We start from the raw sequence: 19,225 nt of genomic DNA, 5'->3' as shown, positions 1-19,225 counted from the left end.
AATGTTCTTACTTCATCAAGGCGGATTATAGCCGCCAAATCATCCGGCGCCGCCGAAAGCGTCCAACCCCCACGGCCCCGCCGCGCCCACCCCACGCCCCGCCCTAATTAATGCAAAATCAACCGCAAGCCCGGAAGAATCAGAAATAACCAAGGGGAACCACGATTCGCCTTTGTTTGTATTATAATTGTGGAACGCTAACTTACGGGGTAATTTGTCCTCATTAAACTGAGGTGTTGGGTCAAACGAGCGGTCTTTACGGCAATATTCATTAGCCACATGGACTGGAACATCGCGCTGCTCTTTTCCAACCTCCATCCATGCCGCCTTCATGGCGTCACAATTCTGGGAGCTCTCCCAGTTATCATAACCATCAATATAATTGTTCAGTGCTGTTTTGAGTGGGGTTAAGTCAAAATGCTTTGAATTCTTAACCTCGACCCCATGTTGCTTATAGGTTAACCCATTGCTCTCTATCGCTTCGCAGCGCTTTAGCATCGCCGCTTTTGTATTCTCGTCCATATGCGATTCAAGCATCCGGCACATATGCTTGTCCTTTGCCCAATAAGCGTATTCATACGCTGAAATATTGGTAAAGGTTCGACCTGAATAGTCGGTCACTGTGCCTCGTTCAAGTAATAACTCCTGGAGCTGGTGGGGATTTTTTTTCCTTATTGTAAATATTTTTTCTGCATGGTCTTGCTTTCCATGAGCCACAAACTCCAGGAATTTGGATAAAATGGCAGGGGGTTGAAATAAGGTTCGGGTATGTTTATCTAATATAGCATTCGTTTTGGCTTTTATCGAAGGTAGGTGACCCGAAATTTCCTTTCCTATCTCTGAAGGTAAATCGTAGATTGATTTTTTCATACCCATTCTCTCTTAATAATAATTCACATATTATAACCAGTATCACAAAAAAAGTACATAGTGAATTTATATTTATCATTTCGAATTCCATGCTATGGTTGAGGCGAGGTGAGTAGAATTGGGTTCGATATATTGCTTGAGGTTTTAAATTATCTCATAGCAGGTTTTGGAAAATGGCCAAAGTCCAGAGTAAGAGATATAATTTTTTCATCTTCAGCACCTCGTAATGGTAATTTTTTCTTGAGAAGAACCGCTGCCAATTACCAGCATGGCTTTATCGAACACGTTATCTACAATATAGCGACAGCCTTGGAGTCTATAATTGACCATTACCGATTCCGGCTTTTTAAAAAGTCCGCCGCCTCGCAAGACTAGCAGAGCTGGTGCTTCGTTTTGCGACATGTTTGCCGGCATTTCAATAATGGTTTTAACGCCATTGTTATAGACACGAACCGGTTTGAATCTGGCATTGCCCCCTATCCGGTAATTGAAATTCAGATTGCCAAGATACTCATTGGTTTCAGTAAAAGTATTTTCCTTTTGCTTTTCTGCTTGCATGCGTTTGAGCATCTGCCATTTGGCCTTTGCTTCATCAGGATAGGTAAAGGAGACATAAGGCATAAAGTCATAGCGGTCAGACTTTAGGCGAAAATGGTAGGTTCTTCTGTCAGTGGTCACCACCAACGAGGTATCAAGACCCGCATCTTTTGGCTTAATCAGCAGATGAATTTGTTGATTAAGGCCAGCTCCTGTAATCGAAGGCTCAACGATAAAGCGGGGATCGCCTACATTCATGTCGTTAAATTCTTCCCCAGCTTGCAAGGCGATATCACAAACCTGCAAGGGTGCGCAGACGACTCTGATTTGACCAGAACCATAAACAAAGCTGACTGAGCCATCTGAGGATTGAAAGGGCTTGCTGGTTTTATCACCTTGTTGAAAGCGCTCAGCAATGTTTAAAGCCAACTTATCTTTGCTGGAGAATTCCGGCATATTTTTAGAAAAATAAAGATTGGCAAGCTCGTTATTGTCTTGGGCAAAGCCAGACAGCGGCAGCAATAAGCCCAATGAAAGCAGTAATTTTTTCATAACTATTCCCCATGTTTTAAGTCATAAGACCAGTTAAAATCGCGGATATAAATCAGGTGTGGGTTTTTTAAGAGTGATTCGCTTGCAATGTCATTGATCTCATTTTCCTGATACATGGTCACCATGGCCTTCATCAACACAGGCTTTTGTTTCAAGGTGCCATCGCGATTGCGGATGGTCTCCACCCAATCAACCTGCCAGGTATCCTGAGACTCTTGCAACACTGATCGAATCTCAATACTAACCAGCTCATGAGCCGCTCTTTCAAAAGGATTGGCCTGTTGTTTGTCATTATAGAATTCCTGAACTTTAGCCAGTGCTGCATCGTTTTGGCTCAAATAGGCGTAAACCTGAAATACAGCCTTTTTCTGCAGCTCGCTATCCGCACTCACCATGCGCAAGTTCTCAATGAAATGGGCAGCCGTGCTGCGGTAATCATCAATGTTTGCTTGCCCAACTCGGTCAGCCCGTGTTACTGAAAGAGTGTTGCCGCTGTAATCCTGCTGAAAGACCAGGGGGATAAACTTCGACTGGCTGCCAATTGCAATCAATCCGCCAACTGCAGCCAGGGTCACTAACAAACTACCAAGACCTACTAACTGCCAGATTTGTACTGACTTCATCAATCCTGCGGTGTGGGTATTCCAGGCTCTTTTGGCGTTGAGATAGGGGTTATCAGTTAACCCTGCCCTTTTAGCCGGCCTTAGCCATTGTTTGATTTTATTCATGCTGCTTCTCCGTATTGATTTATTGAGAGACCTTTTTCCAAGAGCCAATAATCCACCCAATGTTCACCATGATGCTGCTCAAGTTGCTTCATTCGCGCGATGGAATCAGGATCGGTTGCCCCGACGAAGGCGAGAGCCAAAGACCCCAAAGCCAATTGATAAAGGCGCTGCCCTTTTTCACTGACATAGTAGTAATCACGCTTAGGCTGGGCAGTTGCTATGATGTCGATTTGACGGGGATTTAAGCCCATGCGCTCATAAATAGCCCTTGTCTCAGGATCTCGGGCGTAGAGATTGGGTAGAAAGATTTTGGTGGCGGTGGATTCAACGATAATATCGAGAATGCCAGAGTTGGCGGCGTGTGATAAATGCTGGGTTGCCATAAAGACCACACAGTTTTTCTTGGCCATGGAATCTAACCATTCGGCGATTTTGCTTTTGAATACAGGATGGGCAAGCATCAACCAAGCCTCATCTAATAAGATAAGAGTTGGCCTGCCATCGAGGGAGGTTTCAATCCGTCTGAACAAATACAAAAGCACGGGTAAGGCAAATTTCTCACCTAAACCCATGAGATGCTCGATTTCAAAAGTCATGAAAGACGACAAGCCCAGACCATCACTTTCTGCATCCAGTAAATGCCCCATCAGGCCATCAATAGTGTATTGTTTCAGAGTTTCACGAATAGGCTCATCCTGAATGGTCATGACAAATTCCGACAAGGTTTTAGAGCCACTCTGGTGCATGCTCACAATGGCATGGCCAATTTCATTGCGCTGAGCTGGTGTTGTATTCAAACCATTTAAAGCCAGTATGGAATCTATCCATTCCATAGCCCAAGCCCTGTCTGCTTTGGTCGCTAAAAACTGTAAAGGCGCAAAGGCAAGTGTTGATGATTTATCGGCAATGGTGTAATGCTCGCCACCTGTGGCCTTACAGGTTGGATACATCGACATGCCTTTATCAAAAGAATAAATCCGAGCCTCTTTATACCGCCGCCAGGACAGAGCAATTAATCCCAGATGGGTTGATTTACCTGAACGGGTTGGGCCAAACATGATGCCATGGCCCAAGTCTCTGACATGCAGATTAAGTCTGAAAGGCGTATTACCGCTAGTGACACAGTGCATCAAGGGCGGTGCCAATGCTGGGAACAAGGGGCAAGGTGCCTTATTCTCGCCAGTCCAAATGCTGGAAGTAGGAAGTAAGTCTGCCAGATTCATGGTGTTAATCAAAGGCCGTCTGATGTTTTCAATTCCATGGCCGGGCAGGCCACCCATAAAAGCATCAAGCGTATTAATAGTTTCGGTTCTGGCGGCAAAGCCCAAAGCGTTAATATTCTTCTCAATCATTAGGGCTGCCTTTTCAACCAAAGCCCGGTCTTCATCCATCAAGACGACAACCGAGGTGTAATAACCCTGTCCAACCATGCCTGAATTGGTTTCAGCAATCGCTGATTGAGCATCTTTGACCATGTCCAGGGCATCTTCATCAATCACGCCTGAGTGAGTATTAAAAACCTGATCAAAAAAGCCCCTGACTTTTTGTTTCCATTTTTTACGATACTTGGTGAAATGGGCGACTGCCTCATGGGTATCCATAAAGATAAAACGAGAACTCCAGCGGTATTCAACCGGCAATTGGGTGAGTGCTGTTAAAATTCCCGGGTAAGACACACAAGGAAAGCCTTCAATCGCCACACATTGAATAAACTTGCGGCCAATTTTAGGGGTAATCCCTGTCACCAACTCCTGCCCGCCAAGCAGGGCATCAAGATAAATCGGATTTTTTGGCAAATTGACAGGATGATTAAGCCCTGTAATGCACAATTGCAGATGCCTTAAAAAATTATCCTGAACAATTGAATCAGCCTCTATTACGCTTCCCAATCTTTCAAGCTGAAGCCCTGCACTCATTCTTGACTCAAAGTTACGGCAGGATTGCTTGAATTCTTCAAGCAAAAGATGGCTTTTGGCCTTGTCTGTAAATCAGCATGCAAAAATGACCCCCTTTTAGGGTAAATCAGCATCCAATTTTGACCCTCTAAAATCGAGTAAAACGTGTACTCTAGATTTTAATAATCTAGAGGGAATTAGAGGATGTTGATCATGGAAACAGAAGCAAAAATTAGGCGCATGTTTCATGTGCAAAAATTAACTATTGCGGAAATTGTTCGCACAACAGGATTATCGCGTAATACAGTTAGACGGGTAATCCGAGCAGAAAAGTCTGGGAAAAATTATCAACGCTCCATTCAACCACTACCTGCACTGAATATCTTCAAAGAGACGTTGGTATCATGGTTGAACAACGACCACAAGTTATCGAAAAAGGAACGCCGTAGTGCAATGAAGTACTACACTCAACTAAAAGAAAGTGGCTATTGCGGTTCTTATGATAGTGTCCAGCGTTTTGTTAAAGTATGGCGCTGTACGAGTCGAGAGTCATTAAAAGCCTATATTCCACAATACTATCATCCCGGAGAGGCCTATCAGTTTGATTGGAGTGAAGAAACTGTAGAGCTTGCAGGCGTTGTTCAAAAAATCAAAGTAGCTCAATTTCGTTTAAGCTACAGCCGTAAATTTTTTCTTGTAGCATATCCTCGAGAAACTCAAGAAATGTTATTTGATGCGCATAATTTAGCCTTCAAATTTTTTGGTGGCTTAACGCTAAGAGGTATTTATGACAACATGAAAACGGCGGTAGATAGTGTTTTCAAGGGTAAGGAGCGTGCTTTTAACCGGCGATTTTTGGCATTAATGGATCATTACTTAATTGAACCTACAGCCTGCAATCCCGCAGCCGGATGGGAAAAGGGGCAGATTGAAAATCAAGTTGATAATGTACGTGACTGGGTATTTAAACCACGTCTTAAATATGAAACCTTGTCGTTATTAAATGAACATCTTCAGCAGCAATGCCAATTATTGGCCGAGAAAAGGCATCACCCAGAACAACAAGAACTAACTGTTGACGCTGTATTTCAAGAAGAAAGAACTCATTTTAGAGCGTTAAATCATCCATTTGATGGGTATAAAGAAGTTTCAACTCTAGTACATTCAACCTGCTTGATTCATTGCGATAGAAATCGTTATAGCGTTGATTGTGCCTATGCCAACCAGATGGTGACGCTCAGGATATACGCATTAACTATAGAGGTATTTTCAGGTAATGAGTCCATCGGTTGCCACCAACGCACCTTTGGCCGCAATAAAACACTGTTTAATCCATGGCATTATTTACCTTTACTGGAGCGCAAGCCAGGGGCATTACGCAATGGTGCTCCATTCAAAGACTGGCAATTACCACCAGCCATTTTAAAAATCAAAAGCATTCTCATGAAGCGCCGTGGTGGTGACAGAGAATGCGTTGAGGTGCTGTTGGCAATGAGTGAGCATGGCATTGAGGCGGTGAGTGTAGCCTGTGAATTAGCGCTAACAGAGCAGGTGGTTAGCCGTGATTATATTCTTAATGCGTTGCATCGATTACGGCCTACAGCACTTCCTCAAGCAACGACAATGCCCGCTGGATTAATCTTAAAGGAAGAACCCACAAGTAATTGTCATAAATATAATTTACTCTTAACGGGAGCAAATCATGCCATTCACTAAATTATCTGAGTTGCTTAAGATATTAAAATTACAAGGCATGTTAGATAGGTTGCTAGCCTATGAAGAGTCGAAGCCTTTGGTGAAACTAACTCATTATGAGTGGTTATCTATGCTATTAGAAGCAGAACAAATAACACGCAAAACGCGTGCTATTAATTATCAACTGAGTGTCGCAAAATTCCCGGTCAATCGTAATTTAAGCCAATTTGATTTTACGCAACATCCTGTTAATGAAGAAGAAATAAGTTTATTGCACGCAGGGAGCTTTGTTGATGCTGGGCGCAATATTATTTTTGTGGGTGGCACGGGCTCTGGTAAAACGCACTTAGCTATTGCTATAGCAACTAATTTAATTAAGCAAGGAAAGCGGGCTTGTTTTTATAATGTTGTTGATCTGGTCAACAAATTAGAACAAGAAAAAAAACAAGTTAATACAGGACGGCTAGCTAATCGCCTGCAAAATTTTGATGCTATTGTCCTGGATGAGCTTGGATATTTACCATTTTCTGAAGCGGGCGGAGCTCTGTTGTTTCATTTAGTTAGCAAATTATATGAAAAAACATCATTAATCATTACAACAAACTTAAATTTTGGTGAATGGCCAAAGGTGTTTTGTGATACAAAAATGACCGCAGCCATGCTGGACAGATTGACTCATCATTGCTCTATTGTTGAGACTGGAAATGAAAGTTATCGCTTTAAAAATCGAAGCTAAAACAGTAAAGTAAATAATCAATGTGATATGTTTTTGAGGGTCAATTTTGGATGCGGTTTGAGGGTCAAAATTGGATGCTGATTGACAATCAGGAACTACGGGGACACCAAAGGGTGTTTCTATTCCACACCAAGCAGCGTGTAATCACATGGAATGGATGCGAGATGCATACGATTTTAATGAACGCGATGTGTTTTTGCAAAAAACACCTTTTTCATTTGATGCCTCAGTTTGGGAATTTTTTATGCCTCTTTTGGTGGGAAGCACGTTAGTGATAGCTCCAGATGATGCTCATGCAAGTCCAAAAGAATTAATTGCTCTGGTTATAAAAAATAAGGTAAGCATACTCCAAATGGTTCCATCCATGCTTCGAGAAATGACCTTAACACCAAAATTTGAATCATGCTCCTCTTTAAGACATGTATTTTGCGGTGGCGAAGTCTTGTTACCCGAAACCATTCATGCATTTTTTGAACACTACGTTTCTGGATGTGCCTTGCATAATTTGTATGGTCCAACTGAAGCAACCATTGATGCACTGACCCTCACCTGTTCACCACAAGACGCTACATACCACGTCAGTCGAATAGGAAAACCCATTGCAAATACGAGAGCCTATATTTTAGACGATCACATGCAGCTGGTTCCTACAGGAATAATAGGGGAGCTTTATCTCACAGGGGATGGGCTAGCCAAAGGCTATCTCCATAATGAAGCACTCACGATACAAAAATTCTTACCTAATCCATTTAGCACACAAAAAGACGAACGGGTTTATAAAACTGGCGATTTGGTGAAATGGCAAAACAATGGAATCATCGAATATCATGAGCGTCGTGACAATCAGATAAAGATTCGTGGATTTAGGATAGAGATTAGTGAAATTGAATCGTGCCTGGATAAAATTCCTGCCATTTATCAATGCCTCGTAAAACCCGAAGCAACCCCCAATGGGGAATTATCGTTGTCGGCGTATATGATACTCCTGGAAAACGAGCATGTATCGGCGACCGATATCCGCTCTTTTTTAAAAAATGAACTCCCAGATTATATGATCCCAACCCGCTTTTTTGTGGTTGAAAAACTGCTAACGACTCCCAGCGGAAAATTAGATAGAAAAAGTATTATTGTACCTTTAAAACAACTCTACTCCAGCAAAGAACATCTTCTTCCTCAGAATGATATACAGCAGGCACTGCATGACATCTGGTGCTCTGTGTTAAAAACACAAGACCTAGGCATCTATGATGATTTCTTTGAAATGGGAGGTCACTCCTTAACCGCAATGAACATCATCTCGCGTGTGCAAGAGCACTTTTCAATTAAGCTTAGCATGAGAAAGTTATTTGATTTTCCTACGATTCACTCTTTAGCGATTGACATAGAACAGTTACTGCAAACCAAGCAGGGATTTTCCAATGAAGTATCGCTTTCAGAACGCATTATCATTCCAATTAAAGAATCGGGCAGACAAACCCCGTTGTTCTTCATTCATCCTATTGGAGGAAGCATCTTTTGGTATAAATCGCTGGAAATGTATCTAGAAAAAGAGGTGCCATTATACGGGCTACAAGATCCAGGCCTGGAACACAATGAGTTGTTTTTTAAAAGCATTGAACAGATGGCATCCACCTACATAAAAGCGATTCAAACGATCCAACCACATGGACCTTATATCATTGGAGGAGCATCCTTCGGAAGCACTGTTGCTATTGAAATCGCCAAACAACTTCAAGAAATGAATGAGAAAGTAAAGGCCATTATCTCACTGGATGGATGGGCTGAATATCCTGCTCTGCAAAGAAATGAAGAACATTTTAAAGAGCTGATGAGAGAGCAAAATGCGCGAATATTAGAGCAGCACCTGCACCACGATATTAAGCATTCAGACAATCTATTAGAACTGCAATGGCATAGAGAAAAAATGCTTATGCACTATAAATTACCCCAGATTAAATCAAAATTAATTTTATTCAAAGCAAAAACATTGACTAATCTTTTTAACTACGATGCCCCTTTAAATTGGTGGGATAACTATATGTCAGAGGAAATTATCTGTTATTTAGTTCCTGGTAATCATGAAACTATGTTTTCTGAGCCACACGTTAGTATTTTAGCTGAGAGACTCAATGAAAGTTTAAACACGATAAACAGGGCTGCCCTAGAATAAAGATTTTGATAGTTGTTATACTAAATAATATCAACATCATGGAATATTTATGCAATTGACCACTTTAGATGGACAAGCATTCTCGATGCTTCTACACATGGCTCAAGAACCAATTCTTGCAGTATCTGAAGAGTATATTGTCCTGGATATCAATCAAAGCGCTGAAAAAAAGTTAAGTCTTAAGAAAAATCTTATTGTTGGCACTTCATTAACTCATCTTTGCTCGAACAATGAATTAAAAAAAATAGGAAAAGCCAATCCAGAGTTGATTAACCTCCTTGTAAAGAAAAAGCCCTATCGCTGTTATGTTTTAATCGTTCAAGTGATATCTGAAAAAGATAAGATAAAACCCGATTTTAGTGAAATACAGCAATTTGAGAAACTTAAAGAATCAAACCAAAACGACAATAAAGACACGTTCCATTATCTGGAAGCCATCATTTCAGAAATTCCAGTAAGTGTCTATTGGATGAATAGAAATTATGTTTATCTCGGATGCAGCAACAGCATGGCTAAATTACTCCATTTGTCTTCACGCCATGAGATTGTGGGAAAAACGTATGCAGACTTATATGACCAAAAATCCGCTGAATTTTATAAAAAAGCTGATAAATCAGTGATGGAACAGGGTATTTCATTAAGCCTGGAAGAACCTTTATACCAACCAGATGGTAAAAAACTTATTTATTTATCAAAGAAGGTGCCTTTGCATGACGATAATGGCAATGTGATGGGCATGCTTGGCATTTCTACCGATATTACAGAACGAAAAAAAATGGAGTATGATCTCAAACAAGCAAAAGAAGCAGCTGAGGCAGCTGACCGTGCTAAAACAGTATAGTGGACCCCAAAAATGAGACAGTGGTGTAAAATAGAAACCATTGTTAAACGGGGTACCAAGTGGCTAAAAAAAAATTTACATCTGACTTCAAAGCAAAGGTAGCAATTGAGGCATTAAAAAGTCACAAGACGACCAATGAATTGGCATCTGAATTTGAGGTGCATGCAACACAAATCAATCTGTGGAAAAAACAATTACTGGATGGAAGCAAGCAATTGTTTAGCGGCAAGCATGACAAAGACATGGACTCCATCATACAAGAACGAGATCGATTATACACGCAAATAGGCCAGCTAGCGGTTGAGTTAGACTGGCTTAAAAAAAAGACCGGTCATCTAAGTTGAGCGTGCGGGAGAAGCGAGCCATGATTGATGTCAATCACCCTACACTCAGCATCGTACGCCAATGTGCATTGGTTAATTTGTCACGCGCTAGCTACTATCGCACTGCTGGCGAAGGAATATGTACCGAGAGCCCAGAGAATCTGGCTTTGATGGTCTTGATTGATGAGGAATACATGCGCCATCCTTTCTATGGAAGCAGAAAGATGCGTTCTTATTTACGTCGCCTTGGCCATGACGTTAACCGTAAGAGAGTGCAGCGTTTGATGCGGATCATGGGTCTGGTTTCAGTGGCACCAAAGCCGAATACGAGTAAAAAGAACAAGGAACAAAAGGTTTATCCCTACTTGCTACGTGGTTTAGTGATTGATCGACCCAATCAGGTTTGGTGCACCGATATTACCTACGTTAGGATGCAAGGAGGCTTTGTATATTTGGTGGCAATAATGGACTGGTATAGCCGCAAGGTGCTCTCTTGGAAGGTATCAAACAGCATGGATGATGACTTTTGTGTAAGCGCGTTGGAGAGCGCCATCAGGCTCCACGGCAGGCCTGATATTTTTAATACGGATCAAGGCTCCCAGTTTACCAGTAAGGCGTTTACCGATGTTTTAAAAGACCATGACATCAAAATTAGCATGGACGGGAAAGGTCGATGGATGGATAATGTGTTCATTGAACGGCTATGGCGTTCAGTCAAATATGAAGATATTTACATAAAAGAATACGGAACAGTTTTAGCACTACGAAATGGTTTAAGGGTGTATTTCAAGTTTTATAACGACGAAAGACCTCATCAATCATTTGGAATATACACGCCGTCAGAGGTTTATGCTGGCCTATATGAGGCTGCAGCGTAATGGAATGCCTGTGGATATGTGGACGCGTCCTGCGGATCAGCCATCGCCCTTCGGGACATGTGGACAAGCCATGGATAACAAAAAGACGTTATCCACCGCTTGACCACACTCGATGGCTTCGCGCCCACATACCCACAGGCTCAATAACAGGTGTTTCATTAACTGCTATTGTGGTTGACTCGTGTGCTACGCACCCTCGTCAACGAAAGAAAGTAGAATTAAAGTTATATCTTAAATTAAACGGATCGCTGTCTTGACAATGGGGTCCACTGTACAGAGTTCATAGCGAACATGGGGCATGACCTGAGAACTCCACTTACTGGAGTGATTGGGATGGCAGACATTTTAGAAAACGCTTTAGATAACATAGAGCATAAAACAGAGGCTCACATTATTCACGATAGTGGTGAAGAGCTTCTTTCAATGCTCAATGACATCCTGGATGATATCAAAGCAGGAAGCATCAATGATCTGGAATTACACCAGGAATCCTTTGATTTATATCAATGTGTTGATGATTTAATTAAACTGGAACGCCCTACTACCACGGCAAATCATTTAGGGTTGTTTGCAGAAATAGATGATACAGTTCCTCGAAAAATCATTAGCGATCGGAAAAAAATTCACCGTATTCTTTTAAATTTATTAGGTAATGCCATTAAATTTACCAAATCTGGCCATATTACCCTTAAGATAAAATGTGTTGAGCGAAAAAATGAAATGATAAAACTACAATTTAGTGTGTCTGACACCGGAATAGGCATTCCGAAAGAACTACACACTAAAGTATTTGAGCGGTTTTATCGTTCCTCTCCCTCTTACAAAGGGATTTATCAGGGTCATGGATTAGGACTACACATTGCAAAAAACTATGTCCATTTATTGGGTGGACAGATTATTTTAATAAGTAACGAAGGAATTGGAAGTACGTTCCTGTTTGATCTTGAATGTAAAACACCTGATGAGGAGATCATTCCTTCATTAAAACAAGGTGAAGAGGACGTATCTTTTTCCCCTGTCAAAATAATCAATAAACCCCAAACACCATTACCCTATTGTCTATTAATAGAAGATAATCCAACAGCGCTCATCGTGTTGGAATCTTTTGTCTCTCAGACAGGATGCGCTTATCTATCGGCAACAAGTGGAGAAGACGCATTAAATCTCATAAAGTCTACTCATTTCGATCTGATAATAACTGATATTGGTCTTCCCGGGATTTCTGGTACCGAATTGTGTTCGTTAACGCGTGCGTTTGAAAAAGAAAAAAATCTAACACAACGACCGATAATCGGATTAACGGGACATGCTCGCGATGCAGCATACTACAGTGGACCCCATTGTCAAGACAGCGATCCGTTTAATTTAAGATATAACTTTAATTCTACTTTCTTTCGTTGACGAGGGTGCGTAGCACACGAGTCAACCACAATAGCAGTTAATGAAACACCTGTTATTGAGCCTGTGGGTATGTGGGCGCGAAGCCATCGAGTGTGGTCAAGCGGTGGATAACGTCTTTTTGTTATCCATGGCTTGTCCACATGTCCCGAAGGGCGATGGCTGATCCGCAGGACGCGTCCACATATCCACAGGCATTCCATTACGCTGCAGCCTCATATAGGCCAGCATAAACCTCTGACGGCGTGTATATTCCAAATGATTGATGAGGTCTTTCGTCGTTATAAAACTTGAAATACACCCTTAAACCATTTCGTAGTGCTAAAACTGTTCCGTATTCTTTTATGTAAATATCTTCATATTTGACTGAACGCCATAGCCGTTCAATGAACACATTATCCATCCATCGACCTTTCCCGTCCATGCTAATTTTGATGTCATGGTCTTTTAAAACATCGGTAAACGCCTTACTGGTAAACTGGGAGCCTTGATCCGTATTAAAAATATCAGGCCTGCCGTGGAGCCTGATGGCGCTCTCCAACGCGCTTACACAAAAGTCATCATCCATGCTGTTTGATACCTTCCAAGAGAGCACCTTGCGGCTATACCAGTCCATTATTGCCACCAAATATACAAAGCCTCCTTGCATCCTAACGTAGGTAATATCGGTGCACCAAACCTGATTGGGTCGATCAATCACTAAACCACGTAGCAAGTAGGGATAAACCTTTTGTTCCTTGTTCTTTTTACTCGTATTCGGCTTTGGTGCCACTGAAACCAGACCCATGATCCGCATCAAACGCTGCACTCTCTTACGGTTAACGTCATGGCCAAGGCGACGTAAATAAGAACGCATCTTTCTGCTTCCATAGAAAGGATGGCGCATGTATTCCTCATCAATCAAGACCATCAAAGCCAGATTCTCTGGGCTCTCGGTACATATTCCTTCGCCAGCAGTGCGATAGTAGCTAGCGCGTGACAAATTAACCAATGCACATTGGCGTACGATGCTGAGTGTAGGGTGATTGACATCAATCATGGCTCGCTTCTCCCGCACGCTCAACTTAGATGACCGGTCTTTTTTTTAAGCCAGTCTAACTCAACCGCTAGCTGGCCTATTTGCGTGTATAATCGATCTCGTTCTTGTATGATGGAGTCCATGTCTTTGTCATGCTTGCCGCTAAACAATTGCTTGCTTCCATCCAGTAATTGTTTTTTCCACAGATTGATTTGTGTTGCATGCACCTCAAATTCAGATGCCAATTCATTGGTCGTCTTGTGACTTTTTAATGCCTCAATTGCTACCTTTGCTTTGAAGTCAGATGTAAATTTTTTTTTAGCCACTTGGTACCCCGTTTAACAATGGTTTCTATTTTACACCACTGTCTCATTTTTGGGGTCCACTATATACAACGACTGCATCGCATCAGGAATGAACGATGTATTTACAAAACCCGCCAATTTACAACTCATTCACACGTTAATTGAAACCTATTTTTCTAACCCTTCATTGCCAAAGAATGAAACCGTGGAAAAAGCACCCACATCTTTAGGAACCGATCTCCCACCAACAGAAGCAGAATTGTTTCAATTAGAGCAGTTTGCACTTTTAGACTGGGAAGAAGGTATTAAAAACTGTGGAGGCAATGAATCTTTGTTAAAAGAAATGCTCACTTTGATGATTTCGCAAGAATTGCTCTCTGATTTAGAACAGATGAAATTGGCCTTCTCAAAACAGGAATTTACAACAATAGAAAAAATAGCTCATAAAATCAAGGGTGGTTGTGTTTATCTTGGTCTCACACGCATAAAATACGCCTGCCAATATGTTGAGCGGTATTGGAAAACAGGCGAACGTAAGTTATTCAATCAATTATATCATCAAGCAGTTAAGACCATTGAAGAATCTTGTACCTACATTAACGATTGGTTGTCTAAACAATAAAATCCCTAGTTCTGCAGAAGAGTGTTCATTTAACTGTGTTAGCTTCTGATTCATCTCAACTCTAAATCCAATCTTCCATCGAAGAAAATTTGGATCTTATATACAATAGGCGCCCAATTATGCATAGAATATCTAAACACTACCTTGAATATACCTACTGAATTAGTTACTAATTTGTAACTAATTCATATTAGATAGGAATTATAGGAGCAATAAGCTCCTATAACCTAATTATTAATTAAACGCAAAGTTTGTTAGCTCTTTGACAGGTTTATCAGATGATGTAGATTGAATCAACTTTTCAATATTACGTTGAATATCTTTAGCTGGTTGTAGAGCACTTAATAAGAATTGTTCATTTGTTAAAGGATTTGTTCTATACCCCTCACGATTAGGTGTTAAGCTTTCTAATGTATTTAGATCAAATAGGTCTCCATCCAGTCTTACAGGAATATTACAAATTGTTCCTGTCTTATCATCTTTAAACTGCTCCAATAGTGATTTACTAATAGATAAGGAAATTAAGCGTGAGGTATTTTCAGGTTTTTGTTGAACAAATTGAATAAACGCTTTAAGAGTAGTACTAAATTCATTATCTACAGGAGGTGGTAAAAATTCATCTTCTAAATTGACTCCTCTCTTTATTCTGTTCGTGTATTCTTCAGGTGAACTCATTATAGTAATGAAAGCATCATTACCAAGTTTTTCCAAATAAGAGATAGGATCAGATTTCCCACGAGAAATTAATGCTTTCATTACTTCAGTCGTATAATAAGTATTGTTAAGAAGTAAGACTAGGGAAGATGCTGGGATACTTAAAAAAGTTTTTAAAGGATCGGGGTATTTATTATTTGAGAAGAATTTTATTAACTCGAATGAATAATAAGTATTATTTAAAAGTGTTTTTCTCTTAACAGGATCTAATGCTAAAAATGTATTTAGAGGGGATTTATGGCCAATTTTCTGGAGTCCCTGCATTACTTCTAAACTGTAGTAGCTGTTATCTCTTTAATATAGGCGCGGTTTTCTGGACACAAAAAAAGGTTTTTTAAGAGCTATTCTTCTTAATACAAAGAGGAGAATAAAATGTCTAAAAAGCGAGCTTATTATACGGCGGCCAAGAAGGCAAAAATAACGCTAGCTGCGATTGAGGGGAAACTCACACAAGCGCAAATTACCAGTGAATACGGTGTTCACGCAACGCAGGTAAAAACTTGGAAGCAATCGGCCATCAAAGCCATTAACGATTTATTCTCTGGGGCTAATGAAAAAGAAGCCAAGTCCCAAGAGCAGCTTGTTGAGGCATTATATCAAGAAATTGGTCGACTTCAAGCGCAGCTATCTTGGCTAAAAAAAAAGCATGAACTTTAGTCTGGATGAAAAGCGCGTCATGATTGATCCTCTTGCCGAGCTCACCATTCGTGAACAATGCTTGCTATTAGACTTGCCTGTTTCAAGTTATTATTATAGTGCCAAGCCCATTTCTGTCGAAGATGAAGCGCTTATGGCGCTACTTGATGAGCACTATCTGCAGTATCCATGTGAAGGTAAAATTAAGCGGGCAAGATGGCTGTCAAAAGAAGTAGGCTATCCTGTTGGTAAACGTCGAGTAAAAAAGTTGATGGAAATGATGGGGTTATCGACTGTTTACCCAAAGCCAAATACAAGCGTTCCCAATAAGGAGCATGAGGTGTTCCCTTATTTATTAAAAGAGGTGGATATCACCAAACCAAATCAGGTTTGGGCCGCAGATATCACCTACATCCGCATGAAAGGAAAGCATGTGTATTTAGTAGCTATTATGGACTGGTATAGTCGTTATGTGATTGGATGGGCTATTTCACCTACTATGGAGGCTGAATTTTGTATTGAGGCGCTTAGAAACGCTTTGCTGCATTCGCGTTGTGAGATCTTTAACACGGATCAGGGTTCTCAATTTACCTCAAAAGATTGGATAAATACGCTAAAATCTCACCACATTTCTATCAGCATGGATGGGCGAGGACGTTATTTAGATAATATATTTATCGAGCGATTGTGGCGTAGTGTTAAGCAAGAAAAAATCTACCGGTATGATTTTGATACAATTGAAGAGGTTGAGCTGGCCTTAACGGAGTATTTTGAGTATTATAATAACCGAAGGCTTCACCAGTCCTTTAATTATTTAACGCCCGCAGAGGTGTATTATGGCCGGAAAAGACCATAAACCCTAAATGAGAGCGTCATGACTTACCCACAAGGCCCACAGGCCTATACGAGAAAGTGAAGCTCTCCTGACCTGTGGACTTGTGGATAAGTCATTCTGATAGAGTTGTGGTAAAATGACCTAAGACAATTCGTAGTAGCAATCACTATTCATACGGTATTGAGTAGGTTTAAATAGGTTAATTTGAGTGAATTTTTAACTATAAATGATGGATGAATAGCTCTTATTTTTCCTTAATTTTGTTCCAGACATGCGGACCCATATCACTTAGTAATTTTATTTGTTCAGGCTCTAATGAGAGGAATAATTTTAATGTTTCTTTATATTCTAACTTGGATAAACCTTTGACCGTTTCGAAAGTATAGTAGTGATTTTGCAAAAAGTCTTTAAATGTAGGGGGGCTAATTTCAACTGCAGTTGAAAGAGGGTCCATATAACCAAGTTGTTTTAACCCCTTTAAAGTCTCAACGGTATTATATGAATCATTAAGCATTATTTCATAATGTTCATGGTGAGCTTTGTCTAATTGCATTATTTGCAGTAATGGATTTTGATAACCTAAACGCTTTAGGCCTTCTAGCAATTGTTTTATTTGTTCAGAATATTTTATTACTTCTTCTAACTGTTTCTTGTCTTGATTTGTAAGATCTTTTAACCAGTTCGTATATCCTTGCGATAAACAATATTGTGCTAATGCTTCTAAGGATATTGCATTATTGATTACTAAGTAAGCGCCAAACCAAAGACCTACTTGTCTTCATACTGTAAAACAGGAATGATTCTTTGATCCTTGAGTAACTCTGGGTTGACGTTGTAGGGCAATAAGAGTTGAATATCATGCTCATTATTACATTTGGCGACACTCTCAAGCGCGAATTTAAAGTAAGCAAAGACATCCACGCTATGCTCTTTGCATGTTTGCACTAGAGAAAAGAGAATACTCGAAGCATCAGCACCTTTAGTTGATGTATTAAACAACCAATTTTTCCGCCCGATCACAAAGGGTTTGATGGCGCGTTCAGAACGATTATTATCTATTTCAAGCCGACCATCATTAATGTATTGCGTGAGACTATCCCAGTGCTTTATTGAATAAAAAAGTGCTTTTCCGAGTGGCGACTTTGGCAAGGTGGTTTTTTGTTGTGTTAACAACCACTGCTTGAACTCACTTAAAATCGGCTTGGCTTCAGTCATTCGTGCCTGTTTAACTTGCTCATTTGTTGCCTTGTCTTCTTTTAAGCGCTTTTCAATAGCATAAAGTTTCGCGAACCACTCAACCGCTGATTTAGCAATACCGGGTTTGTTTTTAGTGGCTTTGACAATATCAACAAAGTAACGTCTGGCATGCGCCATACAAGCAACATGCTTAATGCGCGACTTATCAAGATTTACATAAGCACTGTAGCAATCGGCATGAAGATAGCCTTCAAACGAATCAAAGAACTGCTTGGCAATCGCATCTTGGCGACTCGAATGATATTGATAAACAAAACAGCGCTTATCTGGTGGACCCCCACCAAAAAGCCACATGTAGGAGGTGCTGGTTGATAACTTGCCTTGTTCATTAAGGACTTGAAGTACGGTTTCATCAGCATAGGCTACATCATAGCTTTGTATTTGTGTCACCATTTTATCAACGATGGGCTTGAGCAGCTCGGCAGCTTTTACCACCCAGTTACCCAAATTAGTACGACTAATCTCAGCGCCCATGCTTTTAAACATATCCTCTTGGCGATATAGAGGTAAATGACGGTTGAACTTAGCATCAATGACCGCTGCCACAAGACCTGCCGTGGCAATGCTCTTTGGAAAAGGTTGTTTAGGTGGCTTGGCTGTTTTAATAGTATCTTCGCATGACTTGCAGGCGTATTTTCTTCTGATGTGAATCACGCGATAAGTGACTTGAGGCAATACATCAAGTTGCTCACTGGTTTCATTGCCAATGTGTGTTAAGGCACAACCGCAAGCACAGTGTTTGTCTGCATCATTGATGTCATGAATGTGCTCGATATAAGGCATGTTTGAGGGGAGTGGCTTGCGGCCAGGTTTTTTCTTTTTAATCGTAATGGTTTTGGTTTCAATAACTTCTTCAGATGTAACATCTTGTGAGCTCAACAGTTCTGCTTCATCAAAGCCTAAATCCAGCTGTTTGTCTTCTTCAAGCTTCTCGCTTTTTCGGCCAAATTTAGCGTTTTTTAATACAAAGAGCTGATGGTGCAGCGCAGAAATAATAATGTCTTTTGATTGAATATGTTCTTGGTGTTTTTTCTCGGACTCGACCAATTTCAGCTGTAAATCAGCCACCATTTGTTCCATGGTTTTGGAGTCTTTTTGAGTGATGTAATTGGTCTTTTTCATGGGCTTATTATACCAAAAAACCAGTGGCCAAACCATCATTTGACCCAATTGTCATGGGCCACGATTACTAGCCCACTAAAGGTCGGGTTTGGC

14 protein-coding genes and 3 pseudogenes are annotated in these 19,225 nt (G+C 40.7%); 9 read left to right on the top strand and 8 right to left on the bottom strand.

What is annotated here, in order from left to right; all coding sequences use genetic code 11:
- Window positions 1-39: 39 nt before the first annotated feature.
- From HRS36_RS07690 to HRS36_RS07675, 4 genes and pseudogenes are all read right to left on the bottom strand, one after another.
- Entirely contained in the window at window positions 40-870 is an 831-nt protein-coding gene (locus HRS36_RS07690; protein ID WP_173235463.1) for a hypothetical protein, read from the bottom strand.
- Window positions 871-1,083: 213 nt separating this feature from the next.
- On the bottom strand, window positions 1,084-1,959 hold the full coding sequence (gene trbG / locus HRS36_RS07685) for a P-type conjugative transfer protein TrbG (protein ID WP_173236843.1): 876 nt from the start codon (window positions 1,957-1,959) through the stop codon (window positions 1,084-1,086).
- Between the two features lie 2 nt (window positions 1,960-1,961).
- Complete coding sequence (locus HRS36_RS07680) at window positions 1,962-2,687, bottom strand: conjugal transfer protein TrbF (RefSeq protein WP_173236842.1); 726 nt, start codon at window positions 2,685-2,687, stop codon at window positions 1,962-1,964.
- Window positions 2,684-4,672, bottom strand: a pseudogene (locus HRS36_RS07675) (VirB4 family type IV secretion/conjugal transfer ATPase); the annotation flags it as partial. The gene HRS36_RS07680 and the pseudogene HRS36_RS07675, both read right to left, overlap by 4 nt.
- Window positions 4,673-4,786: 114 nt before the next feature.
- Here HRS36_RS07675 and istA point away from each other — a divergent pair.
- The 6 genes and pseudogenes from istA to HRS36_RS07645 all read left to right on the top strand — a co-directional run bounded on the left by istA (window position 4,787) and on the right by HRS36_RS07645 (window position 12,626).
- A complete protein-coding gene (gene istA / locus HRS36_RS07670; RefSeq protein ID WP_197933184.1) occupies window positions 4,787-6,298 on the top strand; it encodes an IS21 family transposase in 1,512 nt (503 codons plus the stop codon).
- On the top strand, window positions 6,285-7,013 hold the full coding sequence (gene istB / locus HRS36_RS07665) for an IS21-like element helper ATPase IstB (RefSeq protein WP_173235816.1): 729 nt from the start codon (window positions 6,285-6,287) through the stop codon (window positions 7,011-7,013). Before istA ends, istB begins: the two co-directional genes overlap by 14 nt.
- Window positions 7,014-7,161: 148 nt before the next feature.
- Window positions 7,162-9,183: an AMP-binding protein gene (locus HRS36_RS07660; RefSeq protein WP_267313944.1), complete on the top strand. Its 2,022-nt coding sequence runs from the start codon at window positions 7,162-7,164 to the stop codon at window positions 9,181-9,183.
- A gap of 49 nt (window positions 9,184-9,232) precedes the next feature.
- Entirely contained in the window at window positions 9,233-10,024 is a 792-nt protein-coding gene (locus tag HRS36_RS07655) for a PAS domain-containing protein (RefSeq protein WP_173236841.1), read from the top strand.
- 59 nt (window positions 10,025-10,083) lie between these two features.
- Window positions 10,084-11,225, top strand: a pseudogene (locus HRS36_RS07650) (IS3 family transposase).
- Between the two features lie 333 nt (window positions 11,226-11,558).
- On the top strand, window positions 11,559-12,626 hold the full coding sequence (locus tag HRS36_RS07645) for an ATP-binding response regulator (RefSeq protein ID WP_267313943.1): 1,068 nt from the start codon (window positions 11,559-11,561) through the stop codon (window positions 12,624-12,626).
- Between the two features lie 199 nt (window positions 12,627-12,825).
- Here HRS36_RS07645 and HRS36_RS07640 read toward each other — a convergent pair.
- Window positions 12,826-13,967: pseudogene (locus tag HRS36_RS07640) on the bottom strand (IS3 family transposase).
- An 88-nt stretch (window positions 13,968-14,055) separates the two neighbouring features.
- Here HRS36_RS07640 and HRS36_RS07635 point away from each other — a divergent pair.
- Window positions 14,056-14,568 carry an Hpt domain-containing protein gene (locus tag HRS36_RS07635; protein WP_173236839.1) on the top strand — a complete coding sequence of 171 codons (513 nt, stop codon included), beginning with the start codon at window positions 14,056-14,058 and terminating at the stop codon, window positions 14,566-14,568.
- A gap of 234 nt (window positions 14,569-14,802) precedes the next feature.
- Here the strand turns inward: HRS36_RS07635 and HRS36_RS07630 are convergent, their stop codons facing one another.
- Complete coding sequence (locus HRS36_RS07630; protein WP_173236838.1) at window positions 14,803-15,546, bottom strand: hypothetical protein; 744 nt, start codon at window positions 15,544-15,546, stop codon at window positions 14,803-14,805.
- Window positions 15,547-15,654: 108 nt separating this feature from the next.
- On the opposite strand from HRS36_RS07630, the gene HRS36_RS07625 reads away from it, so the two are divergent.
- Together HRS36_RS07625 and HRS36_RS07620 are read left to right on the top strand one after the other, a co-directional pair.
- On the top strand, window positions 15,655-15,939 hold the full coding sequence (locus tag HRS36_RS07625) for a transposase (RefSeq protein ID WP_173235475.1): 285 nt from the start codon (window positions 15,655-15,657) through the stop codon (window positions 15,937-15,939).
- The gene (locus tag HRS36_RS07620; protein ID WP_173235473.1) at window positions 15,929-16,774 is read left to right on the top strand and encodes an IS3 family transposase; all 846 of its coding nucleotides are present in this window, start codon (window positions 15,929-15,931) and stop codon (window positions 16,772-16,774) included. Before HRS36_RS07625 ends, HRS36_RS07620 begins: the two co-directional genes overlap by 11 nt.
- A 223-nt stretch (window positions 16,775-16,997) precedes the next feature.
- On the opposite strand, the gene HRS36_RS07615 is transcribed toward HRS36_RS07620, so the two are convergent.
- Complete coding sequence (locus tag HRS36_RS07615; RefSeq protein WP_173236837.1) at window positions 16,998-17,357, bottom strand: hypothetical protein; 360 nt, start codon at window positions 17,355-17,357, stop codon at window positions 16,998-17,000.
- A 164-nt stretch (window positions 17,358-17,521) separates the two neighbouring features.
- Window positions 17,522-19,171: an IS66 family transposase gene (gene tnpC / locus HRS36_RS07610; protein ID WP_226905466.1), complete on the bottom strand. Its 1,650-nt coding sequence runs from the start codon at window positions 19,169-19,171 to the stop codon at window positions 17,522-17,524.
- Window positions 19,172-19,225: the final 54 nt, after the last annotated feature.

The organism is Legionella antarctica, from assembly GCF_011764505.1.
GTDB classification, from domain to species: Bacteria; Pseudomonadota; Gammaproteobacteria; order Legionellales; family Legionellaceae; genus Legionella; species Legionella antarctica.
The sequence above is the reverse complement of the archived record's forward strand: the minus strand, read 5'-3'. Positions and strand labels throughout refer to the sequence as shown.